A 24440-nucleotide genomic window follows, 5' to 3' on the forward strand; every position below is an offset into this window, starting at 1 on the left:
CACTTTTGGACCGTCAGTATTGAAGATTTAATCCGTCCGTGTTGAGGAGTTCACGAGATTGTCGATCAGAAACTGACGAATATTCGCTCGGGTTGCCTCGTCGAGCAGCTCCAAAGCGTGTCGTTCACCGGGTTTCACGTCGAGGGTGACGGGAACGCCGACGGCCGTGAGTGCGTCCGCCATCGCCTCGGCTTGCTGCACCGGAACAAATTCATTTTTCGAGATGGCGACGTAAAACGGTGGATCGGTCTTGTCGACGGCGTACAGCGGCGAGGCTGTACGCGAGTTGGGACAATCGGTGAAGTCGTCGCAACCGAGGTATTGCAGGATCGACCCGACGGCCAGCCTCGAGGGACGACCACGCCTGAGGCCCGTCTCGGTGAGGTCAACCGCCGGCGACAGCGCTACGACCGCGGCAACCCGGTCGCCCCCGGTGAGGCTGCCGGAGCCGTTGGTGCCGATCGACGAGGCGATGATCGCCCCGGCCGAGCTGCCGAGCAGTCCGATGCGCTCGGGGTCGATGTTGAATTCCCTGACCTGCTGCGGATCGCGCAGCCACTCGAGCGCGTCGGTGACATCGTTCACCTGCGCCGGAAAGGCGAATTTCGGGGCGAGCCGGTAATCCACCGCGAACGCCGCCACGCCGCTGCCGGCCAGCTCCTCACACAGGGCGGTCATGCCGCCGAAATCTTTGCTGCCGCTGTCGAATCCGCCGCCGTGGATGAGAATAACGGCCGGGGTACGCTGAGTCTTCTCCTCGGGCAGACAGGCGTTCAGCATCAGGTCCTGCCCCTTGGACGTGCCGTACTGCAGGTCGTGCTCCACCACGACCGGGCCGGGCGGCGCAGACCGGTCGGGCGTGGTCGGCGTGGCGGAGCATCCGCTCAAGAGCAGACCAACGGCCAGCAGGCCAACGGATGCCGCGCGGGCGGGCTTCACAGCGGGTCTCCGTTCAACCGTGCGCGATGCGAGACCGATTTGGCCTGCCGCTTGCGGAACGGGCTGACCCAGAGGAAGGAGAACCGGCGCAGGAGCTTGGCGAGGTAGATCGAGCCGACGAGCGCGATTGCGGCGAGCAGAAACGGCAGGGCGTTGGCCGCGCGTTCCAGCCAGGCTGCCTCGGCGATCGGGGCGAGCAGGGCAAGGGCTGTGGCCACGAGAAACAGGTGCAGCAAGTAGATCTGAAAGCTGTACTGGCCGAGCGTGTTCATGAAGTTCAGCCATTTCACGCGCACCAGCAGGGTGGCCAGGGCGATACCCATAGCCACGGCGACGGCGCTTTCGAGCAGGATCAGGCCGGGCAGACGGGTGAGGTGGAACGGCACGAGAAGCACGGCCAGGCCCAAGTAGGCGACTACCAACACGATGGCGTGCCAGACCCGCACCCGCGCGGCCAGCCGATACACGGTGTGCGGAAAATAGACCGCGACGATGAAGAAGATGAAGTTGGCGGCGACTCGGTCCCAGCCGACATTGTCGAGGTCGAGCAGGTTCGGTGTCGTGGACGCTGCGGCGACCAGTGCGGCGAGGGTGATCTGCACGCTGATCGGCAATTTGCGTAGCAGCCAGGCGAGCAGGGTGAAAACGGCGAGGGCCCAGATGAACCAGTAGCTGCTGGTCGGCCAGACCGGCAGGAGAATGATATTGAGCAGGTCAGTGGGGGAACGTTCGGTTCCCCGCAGGTGCGGCACGACGAGGTAGAACAGCACGCGAATAACCGACCAGAGCAGGTACAGGTAGACCAAGGTGAGCAGCCGACGCCGCCACAGGTCGTGCAGGTTCCAGGTGAGCATGCGCCGGGCAGTGAGACCCGCGATGAAAAAGAACACCGGCATGGGAAAGTAGCTGAGCACCAGGCGCAGCCGCGGGGTACTGCCGGCCAGTCCGAGATCATTGAGAAACAGCGATGAATGGTAGAGCACGACGAGGATGATCGCCGCTCCCTTGGCGAAGTTGATCCACTCACGGTTCTCGGGGGCCTGTATCTCTTTCACAGACGAAATGTACACGAGAAAAACTCAGGATGGAATCTTGGGCCGGTTGCAGGGGTGGTCAGGGGCTGCCAAAACGAGCCGCTGCAGCAAAAGAGGCCGTGAACTGGGGGTCAAGCTACTGCACTGCAGACCTCGTGACCGCGGTCGATGAGTTGCCCCCGTGGCTAAATCAGGAGATCTGCCGGGACCGAGGTGGCGCCCCGCGTATTTCTGCATCTGCCTGCAGCAGGCTTCCGGAATTAGCGGCGGCGCGCCGGCGTACTGGGGGCTGCCGGGCAGTCAGACGGCGACGTAGCGCGGAATCAGATCTTCGAGCAGGGCGACGGTGTCGGGCCAGCCTTCGACGGCGATGCACTCGACGCCGAGAACCTTGACCGGGTAGTCATTGCCATTCTCGTCGAGGCGATCGCCGACGAACAGCATGTCGTCGAGGTCGACCCCGGTAAGGGTGGCCAGCCGCTTCATGCCATAGGCCTTGTCGATGCCCTGCCGGGTGATATCAACGGATGTCGACCCCCCCGAACGCACTTCAAGGTCGGGCAGCAGTGCCTGCACGGCCTCCCGCAGAGTGTTCTTCTTCTCCCCGGTCGGGTCCCAGGCGATCTTGGCGGCGACCGGGGCGGCCTGGCCGAGTGCGGAGAAGGTGATCTGCGAGCCGCGGTCTTCGAGGATGGGGCCCCAGGTGTCGTTCTCCCAGTAGCCGAGGCTGCGCGCGGTCTGCTCGACGGCATCGAGAGCCCGGGTCTTTTGCTCGTCGCTCAAGTTTTCGGCGTAGACCTGCGTCCAGCCCTGGGCTTCGCTGCGGTAGTACTGGGTACCGCAGGTGGGCAGGAGGTGCAGCCGGGCAAGCAGATCGGGGGGAATCGAGGGCAGGTTGTCGATGATCTGCGCCTGGAACTGGCCGAACTGACCTCCGGAGATGACGCAAACCTCGGTGACGCCGAGCAGCTGCACCAGCAGGTCGATCATGGTCGGGTCGAGCGCGGACTTGGACGGCGCGAGCGTATCGTCAAGGTCGAAGGCCACCAGGCGGGGAAGGATAGGCATCAGACCACTCTATCGATCGTGGCAGGCCGGCCGGGGTGAGCGGCGCCGGGGATGGGGGCGAGTTGTTAGCCTGAGCGAGTGCGTACTGACTTCGATCCCCGAGACCTTGCCCGCCGCGACTTCTACCGCCTGCTGAACTCCCTCGTGGTTCCGCGGCCGATTGCCTGGGTGACCAGCCGCTCGGCGGCCGGGGTCGACAACCTGGCGCCGCATTCATTCTTCACCGTGGCATCCGTTTCGCCGCCGATCGTGCAATTCACCTCGGTGGGTGTCAAGGACACCGTGCGCAATATCCTTGAGACCGGGGACTTCGTGGTGAATTTCACGCCGGAATCGCTGTTCGAGGAAGTGAATGCCACCGGGACCGACTTCGGGCCGGAGGAGAGCGAGTTTGACCGCGCCGGGCTCACCCGCGAACCGAGCCTGACCGTTTCATCGATGCGGGTGGCCGAGTCCCCCGCGGCGATCGAGTGCCGCCTGCACTCCACGCTCGAACTGGGCGATTGCACGCTAGTGTTCGGCGAGGTGACGCACGTCGCGGTGTCGTCTGCGGTGTTGGACGGCGGGCATCCACTCATTGAGAAGTTGCGACCGTTGTCGCGGCTCGGCCTCGACGAGTGGGGAAGCACCGGCGTGGTCAAGGAGATCAAGCGCATTCGCGCGAGCGATTGGCCGCGCGAGTTTCGGCCGCGCGAACACTGAGGCGAGTCTGCAGCGAGCGGATGCCCGCGCCCCATTTGGGTGCGCGCTACGGCGATTACCGTAGCGGCTGCCGAAATCGGGGGCGGTCGCGCGCCACGAGACCACGGCGAGCGGATGCGGCGGCCAGGCCGGCAGCATCCACTCGCGAGTGCCTTGGGCGGCTACGCGGCCGGCGGGAACAGAGCCTCGGCGAGCAGCGGGCCGAGCTGGGTGCTCGCCTCACGCACGAAGTGCTGGCCGTCGAAGAACACCGGGGTGTTGTCGATGAAGGCCGGGCAGCGCTCGTCGACGCAGAGCCACGGCACGACGTTCACATACTGGGCGAAATCGCCCAGCTGCTCAACCGCGGCCTGCTCGGCCGTCACCACCTTCTGGTACAGGTTCGACGGGCTGTAGATGCAGTCCGTCGGCACGCTCGTGAGGGTCTTGCACTCGGCGAACGGGGTGCTGGCCGGCGGCGGTGAGAGCACAGCGACGTGGTCGGTGGACTCCTGCAGCGCGGTAATCGTGGCGGCCGTGGCGGTCTGCCACTCCGTGAGGGCATCGGCACCCTCGTTGCCGCTGGCGAGGCGCACGATGGATCCGGTCAGGCTCGACATGAGCACGAGGTCGGGCGACAGGCGAGCGACCTCGTCGTAGACCCAGGCGTGGTGGTGGGCGTCGCACTTGGCGGCGGACGCATCGATGGAGCTCTTGGCCGCGACCGAAATGTTGACGGCCGGGCAGGAGAACATGGTGAGCGAACGCACGTTGTAGCCAAGCGGTTCGAGCGCGGCGCGGATGGCCGGCATGTAGCTGATCGCCATGGAATCGCCGAGCAGAACCGCGGTCTTGGCCGCGGCCGGGTCGCCATAGACACAGCCGGCGGCGTTCTTCTCGCTCACCGAGAGACAGTTGTCGTCGACCCATTCCGGTGCGCCCGAGTTGTCGCTGAGGGCGTCGAACGCCGGCGTCGCCTCGGGCCAGGCCGTGTTCGCCAGGGCCGCGGTAATGGCGGCCTGCCGGGTGGCCAGCAGGGTGGCGGGTTCGGCGGGAGCTTCCACACCCAGGTTGGCCTCGGCACCGATCGGCGCGGCATCGGCAGACGGGTCCGACGACGTGCGGGACTTCAGCGCAACAAAGGAGACCGAGACGATGACCAGGGTGACGACGACAAGGGCGCCGATCCAGGCCTTGGCCGGGGTGAGGCCGGAGCGGTGCTGGGTGGCGGGGTGGCGCATCCGTTCTCGCTGACGGGTTTGCGAACTTTCGAGCCAGAGCGAGTGCCGAATGGGATCTTCGACGAAGTGGAAGGAGAACATCGAGAGGGCGACCATGAGGACGAGGGCAAGCGGCAGGTAGAGCGGCGAGTTGGTCGCGAAGACGATGGCGAGCAGGATGACCACCGGAAAGTGCCAGAGATAGAGGGAGTACGAGATCTTGCCGATGTAGCGGCTCACCGGATTGGTGAGGGGAAAGAGCAGGCGCTGTTCGGAGGATCCGATGCCGGCGGCGATGACGAGGGCGCTTCCGGCTACCGGCAGCAGGCCCCACGGCGCGGGAAACGGCGAGTCTCGGCTGATCAACACGAGGCTGGCCACGATCAGGACGAGGCCGAGCCAAGCCAGCACCGGACGGAGGGCCGCCGGCAGGTTGGCGATGCCGGGGGCGGAGGCGGCGAGGAGGGCGCCGATGCCGAGTTCCCAGGCGCGAGCGCCGGTGGAGAAGTAGGCGATGGCGCTGCTTGTGGAGGTTTCGAAGACGCTCCAGGCCAGAAAGCCGAGGGTGATAACACCGGTGCTGACGGCGACGGTCGTGATCAGGGCGCGGGCGCTCAGTGTGCGGCGGCCGGCCAGGGCGAAGATGACGATGAGCAGAAACGGCCAGACGAAGTAGAACTGTTCCTCAACGGCGAGCGACCAGTAGTGCTGCAGCGGAGAGATGGCGTTGGTCGCCTGCAGGTAATCGGTTCCGACGAGGGCAAAGTGCCAGTTGGCCACGAACAGTGCCGAATAGACACCGTCCCAGAGGGTGCTGAGGGCGCGGGCACTCGGCAGGAGCAGATAGCCGATCGCCGCGGTGACGACGAGCACGAGCAGTGATACCGGCAGGATGCGGCGGATGCGTCGGCGGTAGAAGTCGACGAGCGAGATACGGCCGGTGTGGGCGTGTTCCTTGAGGAGCAGGCTCGTGATGAGAAAGCCCGAGATGACAAAGAAGATGTCGACGCCGATGAATCCGCCGGACGGCCAGCCGAGCAGGTGATCGAAAATGACGACGATCACGGCGATCGCGCGTAGGCCCTCGATGTCGCCGCGAAAGGTGCGCGTGGCGGACTTGCCGCCCGTGCCGGTGGCTCCGGGCGCGGGTTGTCGCCGTTCCAGGGTGGACTGAACGGACATGTAGCCTCCGACTCGGATTGCGGAACTGGCACCTGTTTTCACCCGGCGACTTTTACCCGTCGACCGGACACGTGCTGCGATTATGACGTAATCTCAACTACCGAGGCAAACCCGACCGAATTATTTACCTGCCGGATACGACCTCACCCGTGCGCGTGAGACCGACGTATATACAGGAACGCCACATCGAGCCGCCCCACCCTGCCGACGAGCCTCCCACCTCCTCCGCGCAACTACAGTGATTGAGAAGCCTAGTTTTCGATCAGTATCAATCAGTTTCGACCCCTTTATGACCCCTCTGCTTGGGCCCGGCGCCCCCGTGCTCGCGTTCGACATCGGCGGCATCGACATCAAGGGCGCCCTGGTCGACGCCGACGGCCGCCTGCTCGGGGCGGCGCTGCGGGCGCGCGGGGTGCTGGCGGCGTCTGCGCCGGTCGCAGCATTCGCGCTTGCGGCGACCGCGCACTGTGCTGGCGCCCGCATGTCTCTTGAGGATCCGGCCCCCCACGAAAGCGAGTGACCATGAACCGTGCCGAACGGCTCGCCGATTCGGGGCAAGTCGAGGTCGATGACATCATCACCAAGCTCGGAGTGTCGGCCGCGAACGCGCGCCAGGACCTCGACACCCTCGCCGAACAGCAGCTGCTCACCCGCACGCGCGGCGGTGCGATCGGGCAATCCGTCGCCTACGACCTGCCGGCACGCTACAAGCAGGAGCGTCACGCGCCCGAAAAACTGCAGATCGCCCGGGCGGCGAGCGCACTCGTGACCCGCGGCGACGTTGTCGGCCTCTGCGGCGGCACGACCAGCACGGCGATTGCCGGTGTGCTCAGTGCCCGCGCGGATATTGCGCAGGCCAGCCCGCACGCCGACCTCACGGTCGTGACGAACGCGATCAATATTGCCGCGCAACTCACGATGCGACCGCAGATCAAGACCGTGGTGACCGGCGGAGTCGTGCACGCGCGCTCCTACGAGCTGGTCGGCGCCTACGCTGAGTCGGTGCTCACCCAGGTGCGGCTTGATCTGGCGTTCATCGGGGTAAACGGCATCGACCCGGTCGTCGGTGCCACGGTGAACGACGAGCGGGTTCGCCCGGAAGGACGCCGCGAGGGCCGCATAGACCGGCAAGGGCGTGGACCCGGTCGCGAGCCCCCGCACAGGATCGGCCTTCGACTCGATCAGCCGGCGAATTTCTGTGGCTACCAGCTCCCCCGCGGCCTGCTTGCTCCGAGCCACGACGATCTCAGCCACGCGCACGCTCCTAAGTGATTGCTTCTGACTCAGGAGTAGCAAATTCAATCATGATTGGTCAGGAAAGCTGCACGGCACCCAAGGCCAGTACAGCGATCAGGGTCCAGGAGAGCAGCCCGACGGCGAGTGCGCGGCCGCCCGTGCGCAGAAGCGTGCCGAGATTGACGGCCGCGCCGAGGGCAAACAGCGCCATGGCCAGCAGTGCGGTTTGCAGCAGGTCGGCGGTCTCGAGCGCCTCGACGGGTAGCGGAACCAGCGTACGCACCAGCATCGCGACGATGAACCCCGCGACGAACAGCGGAACGATCGGTGGCCGCGTCGACCGGATGCTCCGGGTGGCTGGGCCGGGCACCCAAGTGTCACCGGCAGCGGGGTCGACCGAAGTGGCGGCATCCGCTTCGATCACGCCGAGACGGCGGCGCCGGGCGATGGACGCGACGGCCACGATCGGGGCGAGCATGAGCACGCGGGTGAGTTTGACGACGAGGGCGACAGCGAGGGCGGCCGAGCCGGCGATTTGTGCGGTCGCGACGACCTGGCCGACGTCGTGCACGCCGGCGCCGATCCAGTGTCCGAATTGCAGCGCACTGAGCCCAAGCGGATGCCACAACAGCGGCAATACGGCGATTGCAAGAGTTCCGCACAGGGTGACCAGCGCGATCGGGGTGGCGGTCTCCTCGTCTTTCGCCCTGACGACGCCGCTCATGGCCCCGATTGCGGAGGCGCCGCAGATGCTGAATCCGGTGGCGATGAGCAGGGGCTGATGACCGGGCAGGCCGAACCAGCGGCCAAGTCCGAGCGTGCCAGCGAAGGTGATGAGCACAATCGCGACGGTGGTGGCGATGGTCACCCAGCCGAGCGCCATGATGTCGACGAGGCTGAGCTTAAGGCCGAGGAGCACGATTCCGAGCTGCATGAACGGCTTGGTAGCGACTGCGAGGCCGGGTGCGAGGACTCCAGCCAGCAGGGGACGTGCGGCCGGGATCTGGCCGACGATGATTCCGAGCACAACGGCCACGGTGAGCAGCGGGAAGGCGGGCACGGCGGCGTGCACGCCCCAGGCCGAGACGGCGGCGAGGGCCGCCACGAGTACTCCCCGAAGCCACATTCAGTCGAGTTTACGCTCGCGCCCACGGGGTGTCCTGCACGGGGGCCCGGCCCGGGCCCAGGCCCGGGCCCAGGTTCTAACCTGGGCCCACGTTCACGGGGTGGGCCCGGCCTGCGGGACGGCGTTCGAACGGCCCGCCCCAGGTTACGGAGCTGGGCCCATGATCAATCATGGGCCCAGTTTCTGGGCCCGGGCCGGGTCAGAAGTAGGGGCCCAGGCTATGACCATGGGCCCAGTTTCTAAGCTGGGCCCATGGACGGGGCCCGGGCCCCGTCCGAAGTACTACGGCCGACCGAGCCCGTGATAGGTCCACCCGGCGGCACGCCAGACGGCGGGGTCGAGCGCGTTGCGGCCGTCGATCACGGTTTTCGTTTTCACGAGCGAACCCGCCCAGACAGGGTCGAGGTGTCGAAACTCGGGCCACTCGGTGACGAGCACGACAGCATCCGCTCCCCGCAGTGTGTCTTCGAGGGACTCCTCGTAAGTAAGCTGCGGATGCCGCGCCCGCGAGTTCTCGATGGCCTCCGGGTCGGTCGCCACCACCTCGGCACCCAGACCGCGCAGCTGCACGGCCACGTCGAGTGCCGGCGAGTCGCGCACGTCGTCGGAGTGCGGCTTGAAGCTCAGTCCGAGCACCGCGACCTTGGCGTTGTAGACCGTGTTGCCGAGGGCCTCGGTGGTCAGGTCGACGACGCGCTGGCGGCGACGCAGGTTGATTTTGTCGATCTCCTTGAGAAAAGCCACGGACTCGCCGCGACCCAGCTCTTCGGCGCGGGCGGTGAAGGCACGAATGTCCTTGGGCAGGCAGCCGCCGCCAAATCCAACGCCGGCACCGAGAAAACGGCGACCGATGCGGCCGTCGTAGCCGATGGCATCCGCCAGCTGGGTGACATCGGCACCGGTGACCTCGGCGATCTCGGCCATGGCATTGATGAAGCTGATCTTGGTCGCGAGAAACGCGTTCGCGGCGACCTTGACGAGCTCAGCCGTGGCGTAGTCGGTGATGACCAGGGGGGTGTCGGCGGCGAGCGCCGTGGCGTAGATCTCGTTGAGCAGCTCGACCGCGTGCTCGCCGGGCGCGCCCGGGGCGACGCCGTAGACCAGGCGGTCGGGGCCAATGGTGTCCTGCACGGCGAATCCCTCGCGCAGAAACTCCGGGTTCCAGGCCAGCGACGCGCCACTACCGGCGGCGATGAGCTCGGCCAGGCGGGCCGCGGTTCCCACCGGAACGGTGCTCTTGCCCACGACGAGATCGCCGTCGGCTAGATGCGGAATGAGCGACTCGATCGACGCATCGACATAACGCAGGTCGGCGCTGTAGCTGCCGGGCTTCTGCGGTGTGCCGACGGCGATGAAGTGCACCTGCGAGCCGGCGGCATCCGCTATATCGGTACTGAATCGCAGACGACCACTGTTCATGGCCGAGGTGAGAACCTCGGGAAGTCCAGGTTCAAAGAACGGGGGTTTGCCGATGGCAAGTTGCGCGATCTTGGCGGCGTCGACATCGATTCCGACGACATCGTGCCCCAATTCGGCCATAGCTGACGCGTGTACGGCGCCCAGGTAGCCACATCCAATGACAGAAATTCTCATTTGATCCCTCTCGGTCCACCCAGAGCATAGCGGCAGTGGCAGATTGCCCCAATTCGCGGTCTCTTTCAGAGCGGATGTCCACGCGGCCCGGCCCGCGCGTCGGTCTACGGGTTCCCGAGACCGGCTTACGCCGTCCCGCCGGCGAGCAGAATGGGCGCACCGAAGGCGCCGGCCAGGCGGAACAGTTCGTGCGCGAGCCCGTCGGCCTCGGCGGTCGAACTGGGAATCTGGGAGCCGAACAGTACCCAGAGACTGGTCAGCCAGAGAGAGCCGACAGTGCGGGGCGTGCGCAGGGCGCGCAATCCAGACAGCAGGCTGGACAGTATCGTGCCCCCCTCCGCCCAGGGGCAACGCATTTCTTCGTCCATAATGTAGTCCCGCCCGGTTGGTTTGCCCAGCGGCACCGGCGAGGTCGCCGCCATTCTGCTGACAAGCGGATGCCCCGGCTGGCCCTACGCGGTCCGCGCCAGCAGGTACGAGTTCAGGGCGTCGGTCACCGGCTGGTCGGCCGGGAACGGCTCACCGTCCAGGGCGACCACTGATACGGCGAGGCGCACGCTGGAGACAAGCCAGGCGGCATCCGCTTGACGAAGTTCATCGAGCGTGACGTCGCGGTATTCGACGGAAGCACCCTGCCCGCTCAGATACTCGAACATGCTCTGCTGCGTGGTTCCGTGCAGAATCGCGCCGCTCGGGGCGGGCGTGACGTATGCACCGTTGCTGCGCAGCACGACGCTCGAGGTCGGGCCTTCCATGACGAAGCCGTCGGTGGTGAGAAAGATGGTGTCGTCGGCGCCGCGGCGGTGGGCCTCGCGAATAGCGGCCATGTTCACCGCGTAGCTGAGGGTTTTGGCGCCCATCAGCAGCCAGGGGGCCTTCTCGGCGACCCCACGCGGGTAGCCGCGGTCGAGGGTCACGACGCGCACGCCGGTCGCGCGCACGGCACTGAAGTCCGCCGCGGCGACCGCGTGCAGCCAGGCGGTCGGTGCCGGGCCGTGCTCGACACCGCGGCTGAGCACGAACTTGAGCGCGATCTCACCGCGCTGCGGAACGCGGGCGACAGCGTAGGCGATCGCGGCGCGCCACTGCTCGGTATTCGGAACCGGGAGATCGCAGATGAGGGCTGAGTTGCGCAGCCGACTGATGTGCGGCTCAACCTCCTGCGGGTGACCGTCGACGACAGCGAGGGTCTCGAAGATTCCGTCGCCGCGCTGCGTGCTCAGTTCGCCGACCCGCAGGGCCGGGGCGCTGGATTCCATCTCGTGGAACGTGTCGTCGAAATTCTTCTGCAGTGAATCGGCGGGGACGGGGTCGATCAGCAGCGTGAAGGGCAGTCTCATGCCCCGAGCCTACTTCGCGCTCATCAGGGCGCGTGCGGCGCGTCTCCGGCCGCTGCCCGATGAGGGGCCGTGTGGAAGCCAGAATTAGGACATTCTGCGACCCTTCACCGACGAGCGGCCGCGGCGAGACCGCTAACTCTGGAACGCGACGATCGGGGTGCTCGTGGGCTGGTCGGACCCACCGTTGGGTTCGACGGTGATCCCGACCTGATCGCCGGCGTGCATGGTGCCGTCGAGCACGCGCCAGGCGGTGCCGTTGCCGGTCGAGTCGAAGGTTCCGGCCGAGGCCGGGCCGTCACCGTTGATGTACCAGAGTTGATAGTCCTGATCGCTGGGCAGCGCGGGCAGGTCGTCAACGAGCACGGCGGAGATTCCGAGGGTGTTCGACCAGACCAGCGTCGCTTCCTGCCCCTCGGCCGTGGTCGTCGCGGCACGCTGGGAGTCATCGGCCGCGTTGATCTGGGCGAGCCCGGCGGCCTGCTGCGACTCAAATTGGTAGTTGTTGAGGGTCTGGCCGAACAAGGATCCGCCGACGAACAGGGCTCCCGCCGCAGCAGCGGCCAGCAGATACCGCGCCGGCCGCTTGAACCAGCGCGCCTCGGCACGCTCGGTCGCCGACGAAAGGTGTGGGCGGGGCGCATCACCGGGTGCGCTGCCGGAGGACGGCGGCGTAGCGGGCGAGTCCGGAGTCGTCCCGGACGGTGCCGTCCCGGACGCGACCGGGGGAACGACGGGAGTCGTCTCGGAAGCGGAGGCGGCAGCATCCGTTGTGGCGGGGCCAGCGGCGCGCGACAGTGGCGCGAGTTGCGGGGTCGACGCGAGCATCGACATGAGGTTGGCCTTGAGCGCGCTCGAGGGCTGGACCGGTGCCACGGCGAGGCCGAGGGCCACCGCGGTGTCGTTCAACTCGGCCGACTCGATGCGGGCCCGCTCGGATTCGGCCAGGTGCGCTTCGAACGCGGCCGTGTCGTCGGCGTCGAGGGCGTGCAGGGCGTAGGCGCCGGCGAGGTCGGCCGGGTGCTGCTCGTTGCGGCCGGTCATGATGCCACGCCCAATTCGTCGCGGAGGCGGATCAGTCCGTCGCGGAGCCGTGTTTTCACGGTACCCAACGGGATGTGGAGCATGTCGGCGACCTCGCTGTGACTGAACCCGCCGTAATACGCGAGGCTCACTGCCTGACGCTGCAACTGAGTCAATCGAGTCATCGCCTTCTCCACCCTTTCATGTTCGATTCGTACTTCAACGGTTTCGGCCACGTGATCGTAGGCAACGGCCAGGTCACGGATTCCGATTTTGGTATCGCGGTCACGGCCGGTCTGCGACGACCGAATTCGGTCGACCGCTCGCCGGTGTGCCATGGTGAGGATCCAGGTACTCGCCCCGCCACGCGTGGGTTCGTACCGCGTGGCCGACTGCCAGATCTCCAGAAAAATCTCCTGGGTCACTTCCTCCGACTGCGCGTGGTCGATGAGCAGACGCTTGACCAGGCCAAGCACCCGCGGGGCGATCTGGTCATACAGCTCTCCGAAGGCCGATTGGTCGCCGAGCGCTACTCGAGCGAGCAGCTCCTCCTTGGTGGCAGGGGCTGCCGATGCAAGATCTCCGGCGGAATCAGCTGTCATGAGATCTAGCATGTCAGGTCTCGTCCCGTTCCATGACTAGGGTTCGGTGCGAAGTCGCTAATAGATTGGTCAAGACGCGAAATAAGCTTCGAAACGGATGCCGGCGGCCGGTCTCATCGCGCCCACCGCGGGAATGCAGAAGGCCGGGCCGCAGAGCACCTCTCGGCGCGAGGCCGCTCGAAGCGGCGAATAATGGAACCCGGGATTACTGCGGCCCGACCAGACTCCAGTGTATTCGAGCCGGGCGGCCGGCGTCGAATGTTCGCCGTCGGCGCACAGGGGATTTTCGGGTTGCGGGGTGCGGGCCTCCGGGCCCACCCTACGGAAGCGGGCCCACGATAGATCATGGGCCCACATTCCGGCCCCGGGCCCGGCAAAAACAAGGGCGGGGACTACTCCAGGGAGTCGCGGCGCCAGAGGCGCGCGCAGGCCGCGAACTCGGCGGCGGTCGTGGAGAACCGCAGTGCTCGGGTCGTCAATTCCGAGGAGCGGTGCGGCTCGGTCAGCTCGAGGTCGTCGGCGATGCTCGTGGCGCCGAGTGCGGTGACCCGGCAATACGCCGCGCCGCGATCGAGCGCCACAGCGAAATCTCCCGTGAACAGGCCGCGCAGAATCTCATCGGCGAGCACGATGATCTCGGCCGGACCCGTCGGCACCGCGGCACCCGCGACGAGCGGATCGATCGTGGCGGCAGCATCCGTTCCCCGCTGGTACAGGTACGCACAGCCCTCAGGGTCCTGCCGAATCAGCATGCGGACGAGGTAGATGCGCCAGAGTGCGCCGGGCAGACTACGGGGAGTGGCCCGCGACCACAGCTCGGCGACTGCGTCGATGCCGTTTTCGTCGGTGTAGGCGACGAGGCGCTCGACCGTCGCCGGGTCGGGGTTGCTGCGCACCCGGTTGAGCAGGGCCTGCGCGGTCTCGTGCGCGACGCGGCTGATGTTCGCCGGGTCATCGCCGCCCTGGAATGCCTCGAATTTGTTCCCGGAGAACAGGGTGGGCTTGTGAAAGTTGTCGGCCACGGCGGGTTCTCCTTCGGGTTTAGATGGCTGGTTTTTGCTGCCCTCAACGCTACCCAGAAAAGCTGAGCGCGAATCCACGGTAGATTAGAACCTACGGGCCTCTAGCTCAGTTGGTAGAGCAAAGGACTTTTAATCCTTGGGTCGTCGGTTCGAGCCCGACGGGGCCCACAATGATCGCGCAGGTGGCGCGGCAAATGCGCACTGAATCCGCTGGATTCGGTGCGCATTTTGTGTTTCCGCCTCCCGTTTGCCTGCGGTTAGTGGGCCGCTCGGTGGCTACTTCAGGAAATCCGCCGCCACGGCACACTCACGCCCGCTGTATCGCTGGCCCAGACACGACTGCGCGACCGGCTGTTCTGAATCAGCCACCGCAACCGAGACCGACGTGGTCAGCGGATGCTGCCGGGCGGCTTTCAGAGGTCGTAGCGGTGGCGGATATGACGGCGATCCGGGCTGGCCTGCCAGAATTCGACCTCGGCGGGGTGCAGCGCGTAGAGCTGCCAGTCGGGATTGGCCCGACCATCGGCTCCTGGCCGCTCTTCCCAGTCCAAAGCGGATGCCTCGGCCGTCAGCAGCGAGATAGCTCCGACAACGCGCACCTGCCGCCCGAGAGCCGGCCAGTAGAAGTTCATCGCCGCATGGGGGTTGGCGGCGAGCTCGCGTCCCTTGCGGGAACCGCGCGTGCTCGCGAACTGCCAGGCCCCGCCGTCAACGTTCTTCAGGATGAGCATGCGCGACGACACGCGGCCATCGGGGGTCGAAGTCGCGAGGCTGAAGGCGTGCGGCTGCGGCACGCCCGCGGCGAGCGCGTGATCGAGCCACTGCAGAAACAGGTCGACCGGGTCGGCCGGTGCGCTGGACGGATCGAAAGCGGGCAGCAGGTCGGGAAAGTCGGGCAGGGCGCGCAGTCTGCGCCGTAAGGAGTCGCTCACGCCGCGAGCTTATCGTCATGGGTGCCGACAGCAACAGCGAAGGCACCGACGTCGCCAACACCGGCCAAACTCGTACTCGCCTACCGAATGCGGCCGCTCGCTCGAGGTCAGCCGAAGACCGACGGCACCCGCAGTTCGCGCTGCACCAGCAGCGCGAGCTCGCGCAGCAGCACCTGGTCGACTTCGGCGAGCGCCCGCGGCTGGGGGTCGAACACGCACAGGGCGCCGACACGCTCCCCCGAGGGTGATTCGATGGGGAACCCGGCATAAAAGCGGATGCGTGGCTCATCCACCACGAGCGGGCTGCCGCTGAACCTGCCATCCGTTCGCGCGTCCTCGACAACGAGAGCACCGGTCCCCTCAACGGTGCGTGCACAGAAGGAATCGGCGCGCGGAATCTCCGTGGCGGCGAGCCCGACCCTGGCCTTGTGCCACTGACGGTCGCGATCGATAACACTGATCACCGCTGATTCGGTGCCGAAGAGCCGCTGAGCCAGGACAACCAGTTGGTCGAACCGGGCCTCTGGCGGGGTATCGAGAATGGCCAGGCCATCAACGGCCGCCTGCCGGGCGCGTTCCTGGCCGGCTGCATCCGTTTGACGCGGATCGGGGGGAGGCACGATACCGACACGCGCGGAGTCGAGGCTGTCGGCCAGGGCGTCGGCCAGGAGCACGGCCCAATCGCGGTAGTCGGCGGGGGTGCGGTGCCGGTCGGTTTCGACCGTCGCTGACGGCGAGAACGGTACGAACGTGGTGCGCGGGGCCCCGGCGGCCAGCCGTGCGGTGACCGCGTTGAGGTCGGTGGCCGAGCAATCGGCGATGCGCACGAGCGGACGTCGAAAGATCTCGATGCTGTGAACGGGCGGAATCCCAAGCAGAAATATCTGGGTACTGCGTGAGGTCTCGCGTTCCAGCTCCTGGAGCAGGGCGGTCAACCGCTCGCGCCATTCGGTGACGCTGGTCAGGTCGAGCGCTTCGTTGAGGCCGAGGATGACGACGACCGCGTCGAAACGGCCGAGCCGGGTGTCCGCAAGCGCCGTCAGCGCATTCTCGGCGGTCATGGTACGGCTGGCCAGGAGGTCGATGTCGACGCCGCGCCCGGTGCGTACCGAGAGTTCGCGGGCGAGCGAGCCGGGCAGGGCGAGCTGATGACTGAGCACCCCCCAGCCGACCGCGGGACCGCAGCCGAGGATCAGCACGCGGTCGCTGTCGATACCGGGGGCGTGGGCCTGCGGGGCATCGCTCGGGCGAGGCAGGTGGCGGTCCGCCCGTTCAGCGGATGCCGTCCAAATGCGCATCACCGGGCGAAGGGCCCACCGGACGAGGTCGTGCATGGGCGCCTTTCGGAACAGGACAAAAGATCATTCTGCCCCGAATGGATAAAATCCCATCATCTTGCCCCAGATTTGCAGCCAATTGGCGGCGAAACCCCCATCAGGGTTTTCTTGGGGTGTCTTCGAGAGAGCGCGCGGCAGTGCCGGCAGCCTCGACCAAGGCTGTTACGGCATCCGCTCCCAACCGGTGTTCGATGGTTTGCCCCCACGCGGAGACGATTTCACGAATGCGTGCGAGCCGCTGCCGGCCCCGATCCGACAAATGCACGGTAATGCGTCTACGGTCGGTCGCGGTTGGCAGGCGGAACGCCGAAGCCGAATCTTCCAGTGAGTCCACCGTTCGACTCAGGCTCGCATTTGCCATGCCGGACGTCTCCGCCAGCTCACCCATGGTCGGCGAGTCGAGGCGGTCCAAGGCTTCCAGAATTCGCCACTGATCCATCGTGGTGTTCTCTTCAGACAGGGCAACGCTCAGTCCGAGTGTGAGGCGCCGTTCCAGGTCAGCGAGGGCCCAGACGAGCTCGGCCAGGGGTGCCACGATTCCTAGCGCACGCGCCCCGCTCCCCAGCTGCTCGGCCATGGTACTCCTCCATGTTCGCGAAAAATAAGGTCCGGGATTCCCGCTACGTGATAATGGTCAGATGGCGCCCCAGGTCAGAGTAGTGCTCTCCAGTGAAGTTTTCCTGTGCGGTCCTACGCAGCAGACACTTCGGCTGGGACTGCTCGCGCCGTTGTCGGGCCTGATGGGCGTGGCCGGCCCAGCCATTATCAATTGCGCGGTTCTGGCGGCCGAAGAAGCGTGCCGTGCCTCGGGAACGACCATCGACCTCGTCCTGGTCGATGCCGGCAGAGCCCCGGAAGACGTCGCGCGCGAGGTGGATCTACTGGTGGGTGCCGGGCTCGTCGACGGGCTGGTGGGTACACACACTTCGAATATTCGTGTGGCCGTCGAGGCACGCGTGAACAATCGGGTGCCCTATGTCTTTACGCCGCCGCACGAGTTTGGGCGAGCGTCGGCCGGATCGGTATTTCTCGGCAGCGACCCGGCCGAGCATCTGCGTCGGCCGATTGCGTGGCTCGCCAAACACCGGCGGGTAGAACGATGGGCCCTCATCGGCAATGATTACGTCTGGCCACGTCAGGTACACGCTGCCGCCACTCGCGTCCTGCGCGATCTGCAGCAGCGCGTCGTCATGGACCGACTCGTGCCGATGGGACACGTCGACGTTGCGGAGCTCGTGGCCGCCGCACAGCGAGCACGGGCCGATGCAATCTTGGTCTCCCTGGTCGGCCGCGATGGCATCGAATTTCATCGCGGGGTCACCGAGCTGGATGCCAGCACGGCGTTCGTTCGACTGTGTACCGCTCTGGACGAGAGCTGTCTGGTCGCGGCGGGCGGCGACAGCAGCGGGGAGCTCTACACCGCAATGCCCACATTTCTGCTGCAGGATGATGACCGGCACCGCCGATTGCTCGAGTCGTACGTCGCTCGGTTTGGACTGACCGCACCGCTGCCCGGCTCCTACGCCGAAGGATGCTACGACGGCGTGCACCTGCTGGCCGCCATGTGTGAAAGTGGCTTGCTCACTACAAACACCGCGACCCAGGTGGCCGAGCGGCTTTTTTCAGACGCCAATCGGTCGGATTTTGCCCAGGCGGGAATCGATCTCAGACGTCGACCCATGAGCATGGCGCGGGCCAGCGGCACCGACCTAGAAGTTGTCAGAACACTGCGCCAGGTGTAGCATAAACAAAATTTCCACATGGAAATAATGACGGCTGTCGATGACGATAGGAAAACGCGTGAACAGCTCCACAACCCCGGGCACCTCTGCAAGTACCACGAGTGCGGGTATTGAACAATTTGGTTACAAGCAAGAGCTGAAGAGAACGCTGACGTTCAGCGATCTGATCATCTACGGCCTCATCTTTATGGTGCCCATCGCACCATTCGCCATCTTCGGCGGCGTCTTTCACGACTCGGGCGGAATGCCGCCGATCGCGTACATCATCGCCCTGGTTGCAATGATGTTCTCGGCGAATTCCTACTCGCAGATGGCCCAGGCCTTTCCGATGGCCGGTTCGGTTTACACCTACGCGGGTCGCGGAATCAACCGCCCAACGGGCTTCATCGCCGGCTGGATGATCCTGCTCGACTACATCCTCATTCCGACCCTGTTGTACTTTGTCGCGGCAATCGCGATGAATGGCATCATCAGCCAGGTTCCCATCTGGCTGTGGCTGATTGCCTTCGTTGCACTGAACACCGTGATTAACTACCTCGGAATCCACCTGGCCGCGGTTGTCATCCGGGTCATGCTGGTGCTCGAACTCCTCGTGCTGGCGATCTTCCTGGTCGTTGGCATCGTCGCAGTCTCGCAGGGCAAGGGTCAGGGTTTCAGCTTCGACGCGTTCTACAACGCTGATACCTTCTCCCTCCCGCTGCTGTTTGGCGCAGCATCCATTGCTGTGTTGTCCTTCCTCGGTTTCGATGGAATCTCCACCCTGGCCGAGGAAAACAGCGGAAGCAGCAAGTCCCTCGGTCGGTCCATGATCGCGGCCCTGTGCCTGCTGGGCGTCCTGTTCGTCGTGCAGACCTGGGTGGCCTCGATGCTGGTTGAAGACCCCGCAGCGCTCATCGCCAATGGCGACCCGGCCGGGGTGGCCTTCTATGAAGCGGCCGCCGTCGCCGGCGGACCGTTCATGTATATCCTGACCGCTGCTTCGACGGCCATCGCCTGGGGTTTCGCCAATGCGCTCGTTGCCCAGGCGTCCACCTCTCGCCTGCTGTACGCCATGGCGCGCGATCGCCAGCTGCCGAAATTCCTCGCGAAGGTCAGCGAAAAGCACAGCGTGCCGGTCAACGCGACATTTCTGGTGGCCGGGATCTCGCTGGTGCTCGGATTATTCCTGACCCTCCTACCCGACGGCCTCGGCGTGATCGCGGCCCTGGTCAACTTCGGCGCCCTGACCGCATTCCTGCTGCTGAACGTGTCGGTGGTGTGGTGGTTCATCGTGCGGCAGAAGTCCCGGCGCTGGTTCGTGCACCTGGTCTTCCCTGTACTGGGCTTCGTGGTTCTCGCCTTTGTGCTCTACAACGCGCGAGTGTCGGCGCAGGTCGTCGGCGTGGCCTGGCTGATCATTGGAATCGTCATCGCCTTCGTGCTGTACAAGACCGGCCGGATGAAGGTCAGCACGGCCACGGAGCCTGCGATGGCGGATGCGCGGTAGCTCGATGGCTGCACACAAGCTCGCTCCGCTCCCCGAACAGTATTCCTATGTGTTCGGGGGTCGGGAGCCGCTGCTGAGCGTTCGCCCCGGCGATATCGTCGAGGTGAGCACGGAAGACTGCTTCGGCGGACGGGTCACGACGCCCACAGACGTTCCCAGCCAAATCGTGCCTTTTTCCGAGCTCAATCCTGTCTCCGGTCCGATCGAGGTGATCGGGGCTGAGCCCGGCGACCTGTTGGCCGTGCACTTTGTCTCCATCGTGCCGGCACGTTCCTACGCGATTTCGAGCACCTTCCCGCTCTTTGGTGCGCTCTCCGCAACGCACGAGACGGCGATGCTGCACGAGCCGCTGCCGGAGCGGGTCTGGTTTTACGACATCGATTTGGATGCCTGGACGGCCACCTTTCGTGCCACGAACTCGGATTACACGCTGGCTCTCCCGCTCGATCCCATGCACGGCACCGTCGGCGTTGCTCCCGCCAGCGGCGAGGTGCGGTTGGTCGTGACCCCATCCACCCACGGCGGAAACATGGATACCCCGGAAGCGCGGGCCGGAACGACGCTGTATCTTCCGGTGAATGTGGCCGGCGCGATGCTGTCGCTCGGTGACGGTCACGCCCGCCAGGGTGAGGGTGAGGTCTGTGGAACCGGCCTGGAGTCGGCGATGAATTCCGTCATCGCACTCGACCTGGTCAAGGGTGGCGCTTCGGCCTGGCCGCGGCTTGAGAACGACGAGTTCATCATGAGCACCGGGTCGGCTCGACCTCTGGAAGATGCCTTTCGGATCAGCCAGAAAGACCTCGTGAATTGGGCATCCGACCTCACCGGCCTAGACACGATGGATGCCTATCAGTTGGTCAGCCAAATGGGACTCGCACCGGCCGCAAACGTGTGCGATCCCAACTATACGATGGTGGCGAAGCTGCCCAAGTGGACCCTAAAGGACGCGCAAGCCTACGGCGGCGTTCACGGCCGCCTGCGCGCCGCGGCAGCGGAATACACCGCCGCTCGGTAGCGGGTCTCCGCCAGACCCGGGCCGCCAGTCGCTTAAAACAGCAGCGACACGGCCCGGGCCAGCGTGAAAATAACCAGACCGGCGAGGGCGCCGACGACGGTTCCGTTGATGCGAATGAACTGCAGGTCGCGGCCGACCTGTAATTCGATCTTCGCGGCGGTCTCGGCGGCGGGCCAGCGCTCCACGGTTTCGGTGATGACCCCGGCGATCTCATGGCGATAGTTGGCCACGACATAGCTGGCCGTGTCGGCGAGCCAGCGGTCGATGCGGGAGCCGAGCGCGGCATCCGTTGTCAGTCGTCGGCCGACGTCTTCGAGCGTCGAACGGATGCCGACCCGCAGCGCGCTGGCCGGGTCCTGGAGTGCCTCGGTGAGTGAGGCCTTGACCGCCGCCCAGGTGTCGCCGGCGAACTCGCGCAGTTTGGCGTTGTCGAGCACCTCGGCCTTGAGGGTTTCGACCCGGTTGATCATGGCCGGCTCGTACTGCAGGTCGTGCATGACCTCACTGAGGTAGTCGTCGAGGGCTTTTCGCACCGGATGCTGCCGGTCCTGTCGGGCGGACGCGACGAAGGCGAGCACCTCGCGGTAGGCCTTGTCGTCGACGAGTTTGTCGACGAATCCGGGCAGCCAGGTGGGCAGCCGCTGCGACACCACGCGGCCAAACGCCTGGGGGTGGGCGCGCAGCCAGCCGTCAGCGCGGTCGAGCAGCAGGTCGACGGCCGCGTGCTGCTGCCCACTGGTGACGAGGCGCTCACCCACCCGTCCGAGACTCGGGCCCCACTCGGGCTTGACCAGATGTTCGCGGGCGACGGACTCGATGAGGTTCTTGATGGCGTCGTCGCCGAGCAGGTTGAGGAGCCCCTGGCCGGCCACGGCGAGTTCGTCGGTGAGCTTTTCGGCGTTTTTCTCGTCACTGAGCCACGCGCCGAGGCGGCGGGAAGGGTGCACGGATTCGAGCTTGCCGCGGATAACCGCCTCGGAGAGAAAGTTGGTCTCGACGAACTCGCCAAGGCTCGCACCGATCTCGTCCTTGCGGTTGGCGATGATGTTGGTGTGCGGGATGCGCAGGCCGAGCGGGTAGCGAAACAGGGCGGTGACGGCGAACCAGTCGGCGATGGCGCCGACCATGCCGCCCTCGGCCGCGGCGCGCACGTATTCGAGCCAGGGGTAGCGTTCCTGCAGGGCGAAAGAGACCGTGAAGATGAGCGCCATGAGCACGAGCAGCCCGCCGGCGAGCCGCTTCATGCTGGTGAGCGCGGTGCGGCGGGCGGTGTCCTGCGGGGATTCAACGGGTGGTGCCGTTTCGATCTGGGCCATGGGTCAAGCCTGCCCGATTGTGCGGTGCGGTGTGCGCACATTTGGATGCGGCGTGCCACGGAATCTTCGGGGCGAACCCGGGTCGTGGGTTCTGGCGTGGTTCGCCGCGGCATCCGCTCGCCGAAGCGTGAGTTTCGTGCAGCGAACCGTGAGTCGTGACCCGATTTGACCAATCCGGGGACGCAAAACTTACGGCTCGGTGAGGCGGCGCACAGCGGATGCGTGAGCGCAACTTTAGGGATACCCTAAGGGGGTATCGATCGATTCAGTACCGAGGAAACTATGACGAACCCCAACGAGCACCACGGCACAATCACAAGTCCCGAGCACTCCGCGATGGACCATTCCGCCATGGACCACGGCGCCATGAACCACGCCGGGCACGGTGACCACGTCGGGCAGTTTAGGCGCTTGTTCTGGACCATGCTCGTGTTCGCTGTGCCCGTGGTCGGATTCAGCCACATGTTTTCGATGTTCGTCGGCTACGCGTTGCCGAACGTGGTGGGCATCAGCTGGATCTCCCCCGTACTCGGCACCGTCATGTACGTCTGGGGCGGCCGGCCGTTTCTGACCGGGGCTTTTTCCGAGCTGAAAACTCGCAAGCCCGGCATGATGCTGCTGATCGCGCTCGCGATCACGGTCGCGTTTTTCGCGTCCTGGGGCGCGAGCCTCGGCCTCATCGATGCCGAGCTCGACTTCTGGTGGGAACTCGCCCTGCTGATCGTGATTATGCTGCTCGGCCACTGGATCGAGATGCGGTCGCTCGCGCAGACAACCACTGCCCTGGAATCGCTCGCCGCGCTGCTGCCGGATGAGGCAGAGCGAGTTGAGGGCGACGCCATTGTGGTGGTCTCGCCGAGCGATCTGGTGCTCGGTGACCTCGTCGTGGTGCGGCCCGGCGGGCGCGTGCCCGCCGACGGAGAGATCACCGAGGGCACGGCCGACGTCGACGAGTCCATGATCACCGGCGAATCACGCCCGGTGCAGCGCGCTGTCGGCGACCAGGTCGTGGCGGGCACGGTCGCGACCGATTCCGCCCTGCGGGTGCGCGTGACCGCGGTCGGCGATGACACCGCGCTGGCCGGAATCCAGCGACTCGTCACCGAAGCGCAGGGCTCGTCGTCGCGGGCGCAGCGCATCGCCGATCGGGCAGCCGGGTGGCTGTTCTGGTTTGCGCTCGGCGCCGGAGTGATCACCGCGATCGTGTGGACCGCGCTCGGCCAGCCGCAGGATGCCGTGGTGCGCACCATCACCGTGCTCGTGATCGCCTGCCCGCACGCCCTCGGGCTGGCGATTCCGCTCGTGGTGTCGATCGCCACCGAACGCGCCGCGAAGGGCGGCGTGCTGATCAAGGACCGCCTCGCCCTCGAGAGCATGCGCCAGGTCACTTCGGTGCTGTTCGACAAAACCGGCACGCTCACCAAGGGCGAGCCCACGGTCAGCCACCTCGCCGTCATTCAAGCGGATGCCGCGGCTTCGGTTCCGATCACCGCGGACGAGGTGCTCGCCTGGGCGGCCGCGGTTGAAGGTGACAGTGAGCATCCGCTTGCCCGCGCCATTGTCTCGGCGGCGCGCACCCGCGGGCTGACCGTGCCGCGTGCGAGCGAGTTTCAGACTGCCGCGGCGGTCGGCGTGACCGGCCTGGTCGACGGGCGTCGGATCGGTGTCGGCGGGCCGAATATGCTCGATGAGCACGGGGCGGCGCCGCTGGCCGAGACCGATGCGTGGCAGAGTCAGGGTGCGATCATTCTGCACGTGCTGCGGGACGGTGAAGTCATCGGTGCGATCGGCCTCGCCGACGAGATTCGCGAGGAATCACGGCAAGCCGTTGACGCCCTGAACCGACAGGGCATCGAGGTCGTCATGATCACCGGCGATGCCGAGGCGGTGTCCCAGTCGGTGGCTGCTGAGCTCGGAATCGACCGGGTGTTCGCGGGCGTGCACCCGGAGGACAAGGCGCGCAAGGTCGCCGAGCTGCAGCACGAGGGCCGCCGCGTGGCGATGGTCGGCGACGGCGTCAACGACGCTCCAGCGCTCGCCCAGGCCGATGTCGGTATCGCGATCGGCGCCGGCACCGACGTGGCGATCGCGTCGGCTGGCGTCATTCTGGCGAGCGACGACCCGCGCTCGGTGCTCTCGGTGATCGAGCTGTCGCGGGCGAGCTACCGCAAGATGAAGCAGAACCTGTGGTGGGCGGCGGGCTACAACCTGCTCTCGGTTCCGCTCGCCGCCGGAGTGCTCGCGCCGATCGGGTTCGTGCTGCCGATGGAGATCGGCGCGCTGCTCATGTCGGTGTCCACCGTGGTCGTCGCGCTCAACGCGCAGCTGCTGCGTCGCCTCGACCTACGGCCGGAGTCGAGCGTACGCGAGCGCTAGCGGTCTCGACCAGTGGATGCCCGGGCATCCACTCACCGAGCCGTGAGTTTCAGGCATCGAGCCGTGAGTTTCAGGCAGATTTGAGCCGGCAAAGTCATATGGTCGTAGCAACGCTCTAGTGATTGGAGCGTTTTATGGTCAAGTTGTTTCCGCCGAATACTCGCACTGAGTTC

The 24440-nt window shown here is 66.0% G+C and carries 22 protein-coding genes and 1 tRNA gene; 8 read left to right on the forward strand and 15 right to left on the reverse strand.

Annotation, left to right across the window (positions count from 1 at the left end):
• Positions 1 to 27: 27 nt before the first annotated feature.
• The 3 genes from CXY80_RS18840 to CXY80_RS18850 form a co-directional block, all read right to left on the reverse strand.
• Entirely contained in the window at positions 28 to 939 is a 912-nt protein-coding gene (locus CXY80_RS18840; RefSeq protein ID WP_104133370.1) for an alpha/beta hydrolase, read from the reverse strand.
• Complete coding sequence (locus CXY80_RS18845; RefSeq protein WP_158251711.1) at positions 936 to 1994, reverse strand: acyltransferase family protein; 1059 nt, start codon at positions 1992 to 1994, stop codon at positions 936 to 938. The genes CXY80_RS18840 and CXY80_RS18845 overlap by 4 nt, the downstream gene beginning before the upstream one ends.
• Before the next feature lie 279 nt (positions 1995 to 2273).
• Positions 2274 to 3041 carry an HAD-IIB family hydrolase gene (locus CXY80_RS18850; protein ID WP_092449698.1) on the reverse strand — a complete coding sequence of 256 codons (768 nt, stop codon included), beginning with the start codon at positions 3039 to 3041 and terminating at the stop codon, positions 2274 to 2276.
• A gap of 78 nt (positions 3042 to 3119) precedes the next feature.
• Here CXY80_RS18850 and CXY80_RS18855 point away from each other — a divergent pair, with 78 nt between their 5' ends.
• On the forward strand, positions 3120 to 3743 hold the full coding sequence (locus tag CXY80_RS18855) for a flavin reductase family protein (RefSeq protein ID WP_104133372.1): 624 nt from the start codon (positions 3120 to 3122) through the stop codon (positions 3741 to 3743).
• Positions 3744 to 3904: 161 nt separating this feature from the next.
• Here the strand turns inward: CXY80_RS18855 and CXY80_RS18860 are convergent, their stop codons facing one another.
• Positions 3905 to 6124, reverse strand: a complete 2220-nt coding sequence (locus tag CXY80_RS18860) for an acyltransferase family protein (protein ID WP_104133373.1) — start codon at positions 6122 to 6124, stop codon at positions 3905 to 3907.
• Between the two features lie 289 nt (positions 6125 to 6413).
• Between CXY80_RS18860 and CXY80_RS18865 the strand changes: the two genes are divergently transcribed.
• Both CXY80_RS18865 and CXY80_RS18870 read left to right on the forward strand, forming a co-directional pair.
• Positions 6414 to 6644, forward strand: a complete 231-nt coding sequence (locus tag CXY80_RS18865; RefSeq protein WP_104133374.1) for a hypothetical protein — start codon at positions 6414 to 6416, stop codon at positions 6642 to 6644.
• A 2-nt stretch (positions 6645 to 6646) separates the two neighbouring features.
• Positions 6647 to 7396: a DeoR/GlpR family DNA-binding transcription regulator gene (locus CXY80_RS18870; protein ID WP_104133375.1), complete on the forward strand. Its 750-nt coding sequence runs from the start codon at positions 6647 to 6649 to the stop codon at positions 7394 to 7396.
• Between the two features lie 40 nt (positions 7397 to 7436).
• Here CXY80_RS18870 and CXY80_RS18875 read toward each other — a convergent pair whose 3' ends face one another.
• From CXY80_RS18875 to CXY80_RS18905, 7 genes are all read right to left on the reverse strand, one after another.
• Positions 7437 to 8486 carry a YeiH family protein gene (locus CXY80_RS18875; protein ID WP_092449690.1) on the reverse strand — a complete coding sequence of 350 codons (1050 nt, stop codon included), beginning with the start codon at positions 8484 to 8486 and terminating at the stop codon, positions 7437 to 7439.
• Between the two features lie 282 nt (positions 8487 to 8768).
• Entirely contained in the window at positions 8769 to 10079 is a 1311-nt protein-coding gene (locus CXY80_RS18880) for a UDP-glucose/GDP-mannose dehydrogenase family protein (RefSeq protein ID WP_104133376.1), read from the reverse strand.
• 125 nt (positions 10080 to 10204) lie between these two features.
• Positions 10205 to 10501, reverse strand: a complete 297-nt coding sequence (locus CXY80_RS18885; protein WP_146070771.1) for a hypothetical protein — start codon at positions 10499 to 10501, stop codon at positions 10205 to 10207.
• A 30-nt stretch (positions 10502 to 10531) separates the two neighbouring features.
• Positions 10532 to 11419 carry an aminodeoxychorismate lyase gene (locus tag CXY80_RS18890; protein WP_104133378.1) on the reverse strand — a complete coding sequence of 296 codons (888 nt, stop codon included), beginning with the start codon at positions 11417 to 11419 and terminating at the stop codon, positions 10532 to 10534.
• Positions 11420 to 11551: 132 nt separating this feature from the next.
• A complete protein-coding gene (locus CXY80_RS18895) occupies positions 11552 to 12460 on the reverse strand; it encodes an anti-sigma factor (RefSeq protein WP_104133379.1) in 909 nt (302 codons plus the stop codon).
• Positions 12457 to 13041 (reverse strand): sigma-70 family RNA polymerase sigma factor, encoded by a 585-nt coding sequence (locus tag CXY80_RS18900; protein ID WP_233195463.1) that lies wholly within the window; start codon positions 13039 to 13041, stop codon positions 12457 to 12459. Before CXY80_RS18900 ends, CXY80_RS18895 begins: the two co-directional genes overlap by 4 nt.
• Before the next feature lie 392 nt (positions 13042 to 13433).
• Positions 13434 to 14063, reverse strand: a complete 630-nt coding sequence (locus tag CXY80_RS18905) for a DNA-directed RNA polymerase subunit beta (RefSeq protein WP_092449680.1) — start codon at positions 14061 to 14063, stop codon at positions 13434 to 13436.
• A 95-nt stretch (positions 14064 to 14158) separates the two neighbouring features.
• Here CXY80_RS18905 and CXY80_RS18910 point away from each other — a divergent pair.
• Positions 14159 to 14231, forward strand: a tRNA-Lys gene (locus CXY80_RS18910).
• Positions 14232 to 14476: 245 nt separating this feature from the next.
• Here CXY80_RS18910 and CXY80_RS18915 read toward each other — a convergent pair.
• From CXY80_RS18915 to CXY80_RS18925, 3 genes are all read right to left on the reverse strand, one after another.
• Positions 14477 to 14995, reverse strand: a complete 519-nt coding sequence (locus tag CXY80_RS18915; protein WP_104133381.1) for a pyridoxal 5'-phosphate synthase — start codon at positions 14993 to 14995, stop codon at positions 14477 to 14479.
• 107 nt (positions 14996 to 15102) lie between these two features.
• On the reverse strand, positions 15103 to 16329 hold the full coding sequence (locus CXY80_RS18920; RefSeq protein WP_104133382.1) for a GAF domain-containing protein: 1227 nt from the start codon (positions 16327 to 16329) through the stop codon (positions 15103 to 15105).
• Positions 16330 to 16429: 100 nt separating this feature from the next.
• Entirely contained in the window at positions 16430 to 16909 is a 480-nt protein-coding gene (locus CXY80_RS18925; protein ID WP_092449675.1) for a MarR family transcriptional regulator, read from the reverse strand.
• Positions 16910 to 16970: 61 nt separating this feature from the next.
• Between CXY80_RS18925 and CXY80_RS18930 the strand changes: the two genes are divergently transcribed.
• Genes CXY80_RS18930 through CXY80_RS18940 form a run of 3 tightly spaced genes read left to right on the forward strand, consistent with a single transcriptional unit; the run spans position 16971 to position 20575 of the window.
• A complete protein-coding gene (locus tag CXY80_RS18930; RefSeq protein WP_104133383.1) occupies positions 16971 to 18074 on the forward strand; it encodes an ABC transporter substrate-binding protein in 1104 nt (367 codons plus the stop codon).
• Between the two features lie 58 nt (positions 18075 to 18132).
• Positions 18133 to 19560, forward strand: coding sequence for an APC family permease (locus CXY80_RS18935; RefSeq protein WP_233195464.1), 1428 nt, complete (start codon positions 18133 to 18135; stop codon positions 19558 to 19560).
• Between the two features lie 4 nt (positions 19561 to 19564).
• Complete coding sequence (locus tag CXY80_RS18940) at positions 19565 to 20575, forward strand: acetamidase/formamidase family protein (RefSeq protein WP_092449799.1); 1011 nt, start codon at positions 19565 to 19567, stop codon at positions 20573 to 20575.
• Positions 20576 to 20607: 32 nt separating this feature from the next.
• Here the strand turns inward: CXY80_RS18940 and CXY80_RS18945 are convergent, their stop codons facing one another.
• Complete coding sequence (locus CXY80_RS18945) at positions 20608 to 21891, reverse strand: DUF445 domain-containing protein (RefSeq protein WP_092449670.1); 1284 nt, start codon at positions 21889 to 21891, stop codon at positions 20608 to 20610.
• Between the two features lie 282 nt (positions 21892 to 22173).
• Here CXY80_RS18945 and CXY80_RS18950 point away from each other — a divergent pair, with 282 nt between their 5' ends.
• Positions 22174 to 24267, forward strand: a complete 2094-nt coding sequence (locus tag CXY80_RS18950; RefSeq protein ID WP_104133384.1) for a heavy metal translocating P-type ATPase — start codon at positions 22174 to 22176, stop codon at positions 24265 to 24267.
• Positions 24268 to 24440 lie beyond the last annotated feature (173 nt).

The sequence above is a fragment of the Cryobacterium sp. M91 genome (assembly GCF_002929615.1).
Classification (GTDB): Bacteria; Actinomycetota; Actinomycetes; order Actinomycetales; family Microbacteriaceae; genus Cryobacterium; species Cryobacterium levicorallinum.

Bases quoted from the DNA above. Each gene is read 5' to 3' on its own strand.
- CXY80_RS18850 (WP_092449698.1), bottom strand. From the start codon at position 3,041: ATGCCTATCCTTCCCCGCCTGGTGGCCTTCGACCTTGACGATACGCTC.
- CXY80_RS18860 (WP_104133373.1), bottom strand. From the start codon at position 6,124: ATGTCCGTTCAGTCCACCCTGGAACGGCGACAACCCGCGCCCGGAGCC.
- CXY80_RS18865 (WP_104133374.1), top strand. From the start codon at position 6,414: ATGACCCCTCTGCTTGGGCCCGGCGCCCCCGTGCTCGCGTTCGACATC.
- CXY80_RS18870 (WP_104133375.1), top strand. From the start codon at position 6,647: ATGAACCGTGCCGAACGGCTCGCCGATTCGGGGCAAGTCGAGGTCGAT.
- CXY80_RS18875 (WP_092449690.1), bottom strand. From the start codon at position 8,486: ATGTGGCTTCGGGGAGTACTCGTGGCGGCCCTCGCCGCCGTCTCGGCC.
- CXY80_RS18880 (WP_104133376.1), bottom strand. From the start codon at position 10,079: ATGAGAATTTCTGTCATTGGATGTGGCTACCTGGGCGCCGTACACGCG.
- CXY80_RS18885 (WP_146070771.1), bottom strand. From the start codon at position 10,501: ATGGCGGCGACCTCGCCGGTGCCGCTGGGCAAACCAACCGGGCGGGAC.
- CXY80_RS18890 (WP_104133378.1), bottom strand. From the start codon at position 11,419: ATGAGACTGCCCTTCACGCTGCTGATCGACCCCGTCCCCGCCGATTCA.
- CXY80_RS18895 (WP_104133379.1), bottom strand. From the start codon at position 12,460: ATGACCGGCCGCAACGAGCAGCACCCGGCCGACCTCGCCGGCGCCTAC.
- CXY80_RS18900 (WP_233195463.1), bottom strand. From the start codon at position 13,041: ATGACAGCTGATTCCGCCGGAGATCTTGCATCGGCAGCCCCTGCCACC.
- CXY80_RS18920 (WP_104133382.1), bottom strand. From the start codon at position 16,329: ATGCACGACCTCGTCCGGTGGGCCCTTCGCCCGGTGATGCGCATTTGG.
- CXY80_RS18925 (WP_092449675.1), bottom strand. From the start codon at position 16,909: ATGGCCGAGCAGCTGGGGAGCGGGGCGCGTGCGCTAGGAATCGTGGCA.
- CXY80_RS18930 (WP_104133383.1), top strand. From the start codon at position 16,971: ATGGCGCCCCAGGTCAGAGTAGTGCTCTCCAGTGAAGTTTTCCTGTGC.
- CXY80_RS18940 (WP_092449799.1), top strand. From the start codon at position 19,565: ATGGCTGCACACAAGCTCGCTCCGCTCCCCGAACAGTATTCCTATGTG.
- CXY80_RS18945 (WP_092449670.1), bottom strand. From the start codon at position 21,891: ATGGCCCAGATCGAAACGGCACCACCCGTTGAATCCCCGCAGGACACC.
- CXY80_RS18950 (WP_104133384.1), top strand. From the start codon at position 22,174: ATGACGAACCCCAACGAGCACCACGGCACAATCACAAGTCCCGAGCAC.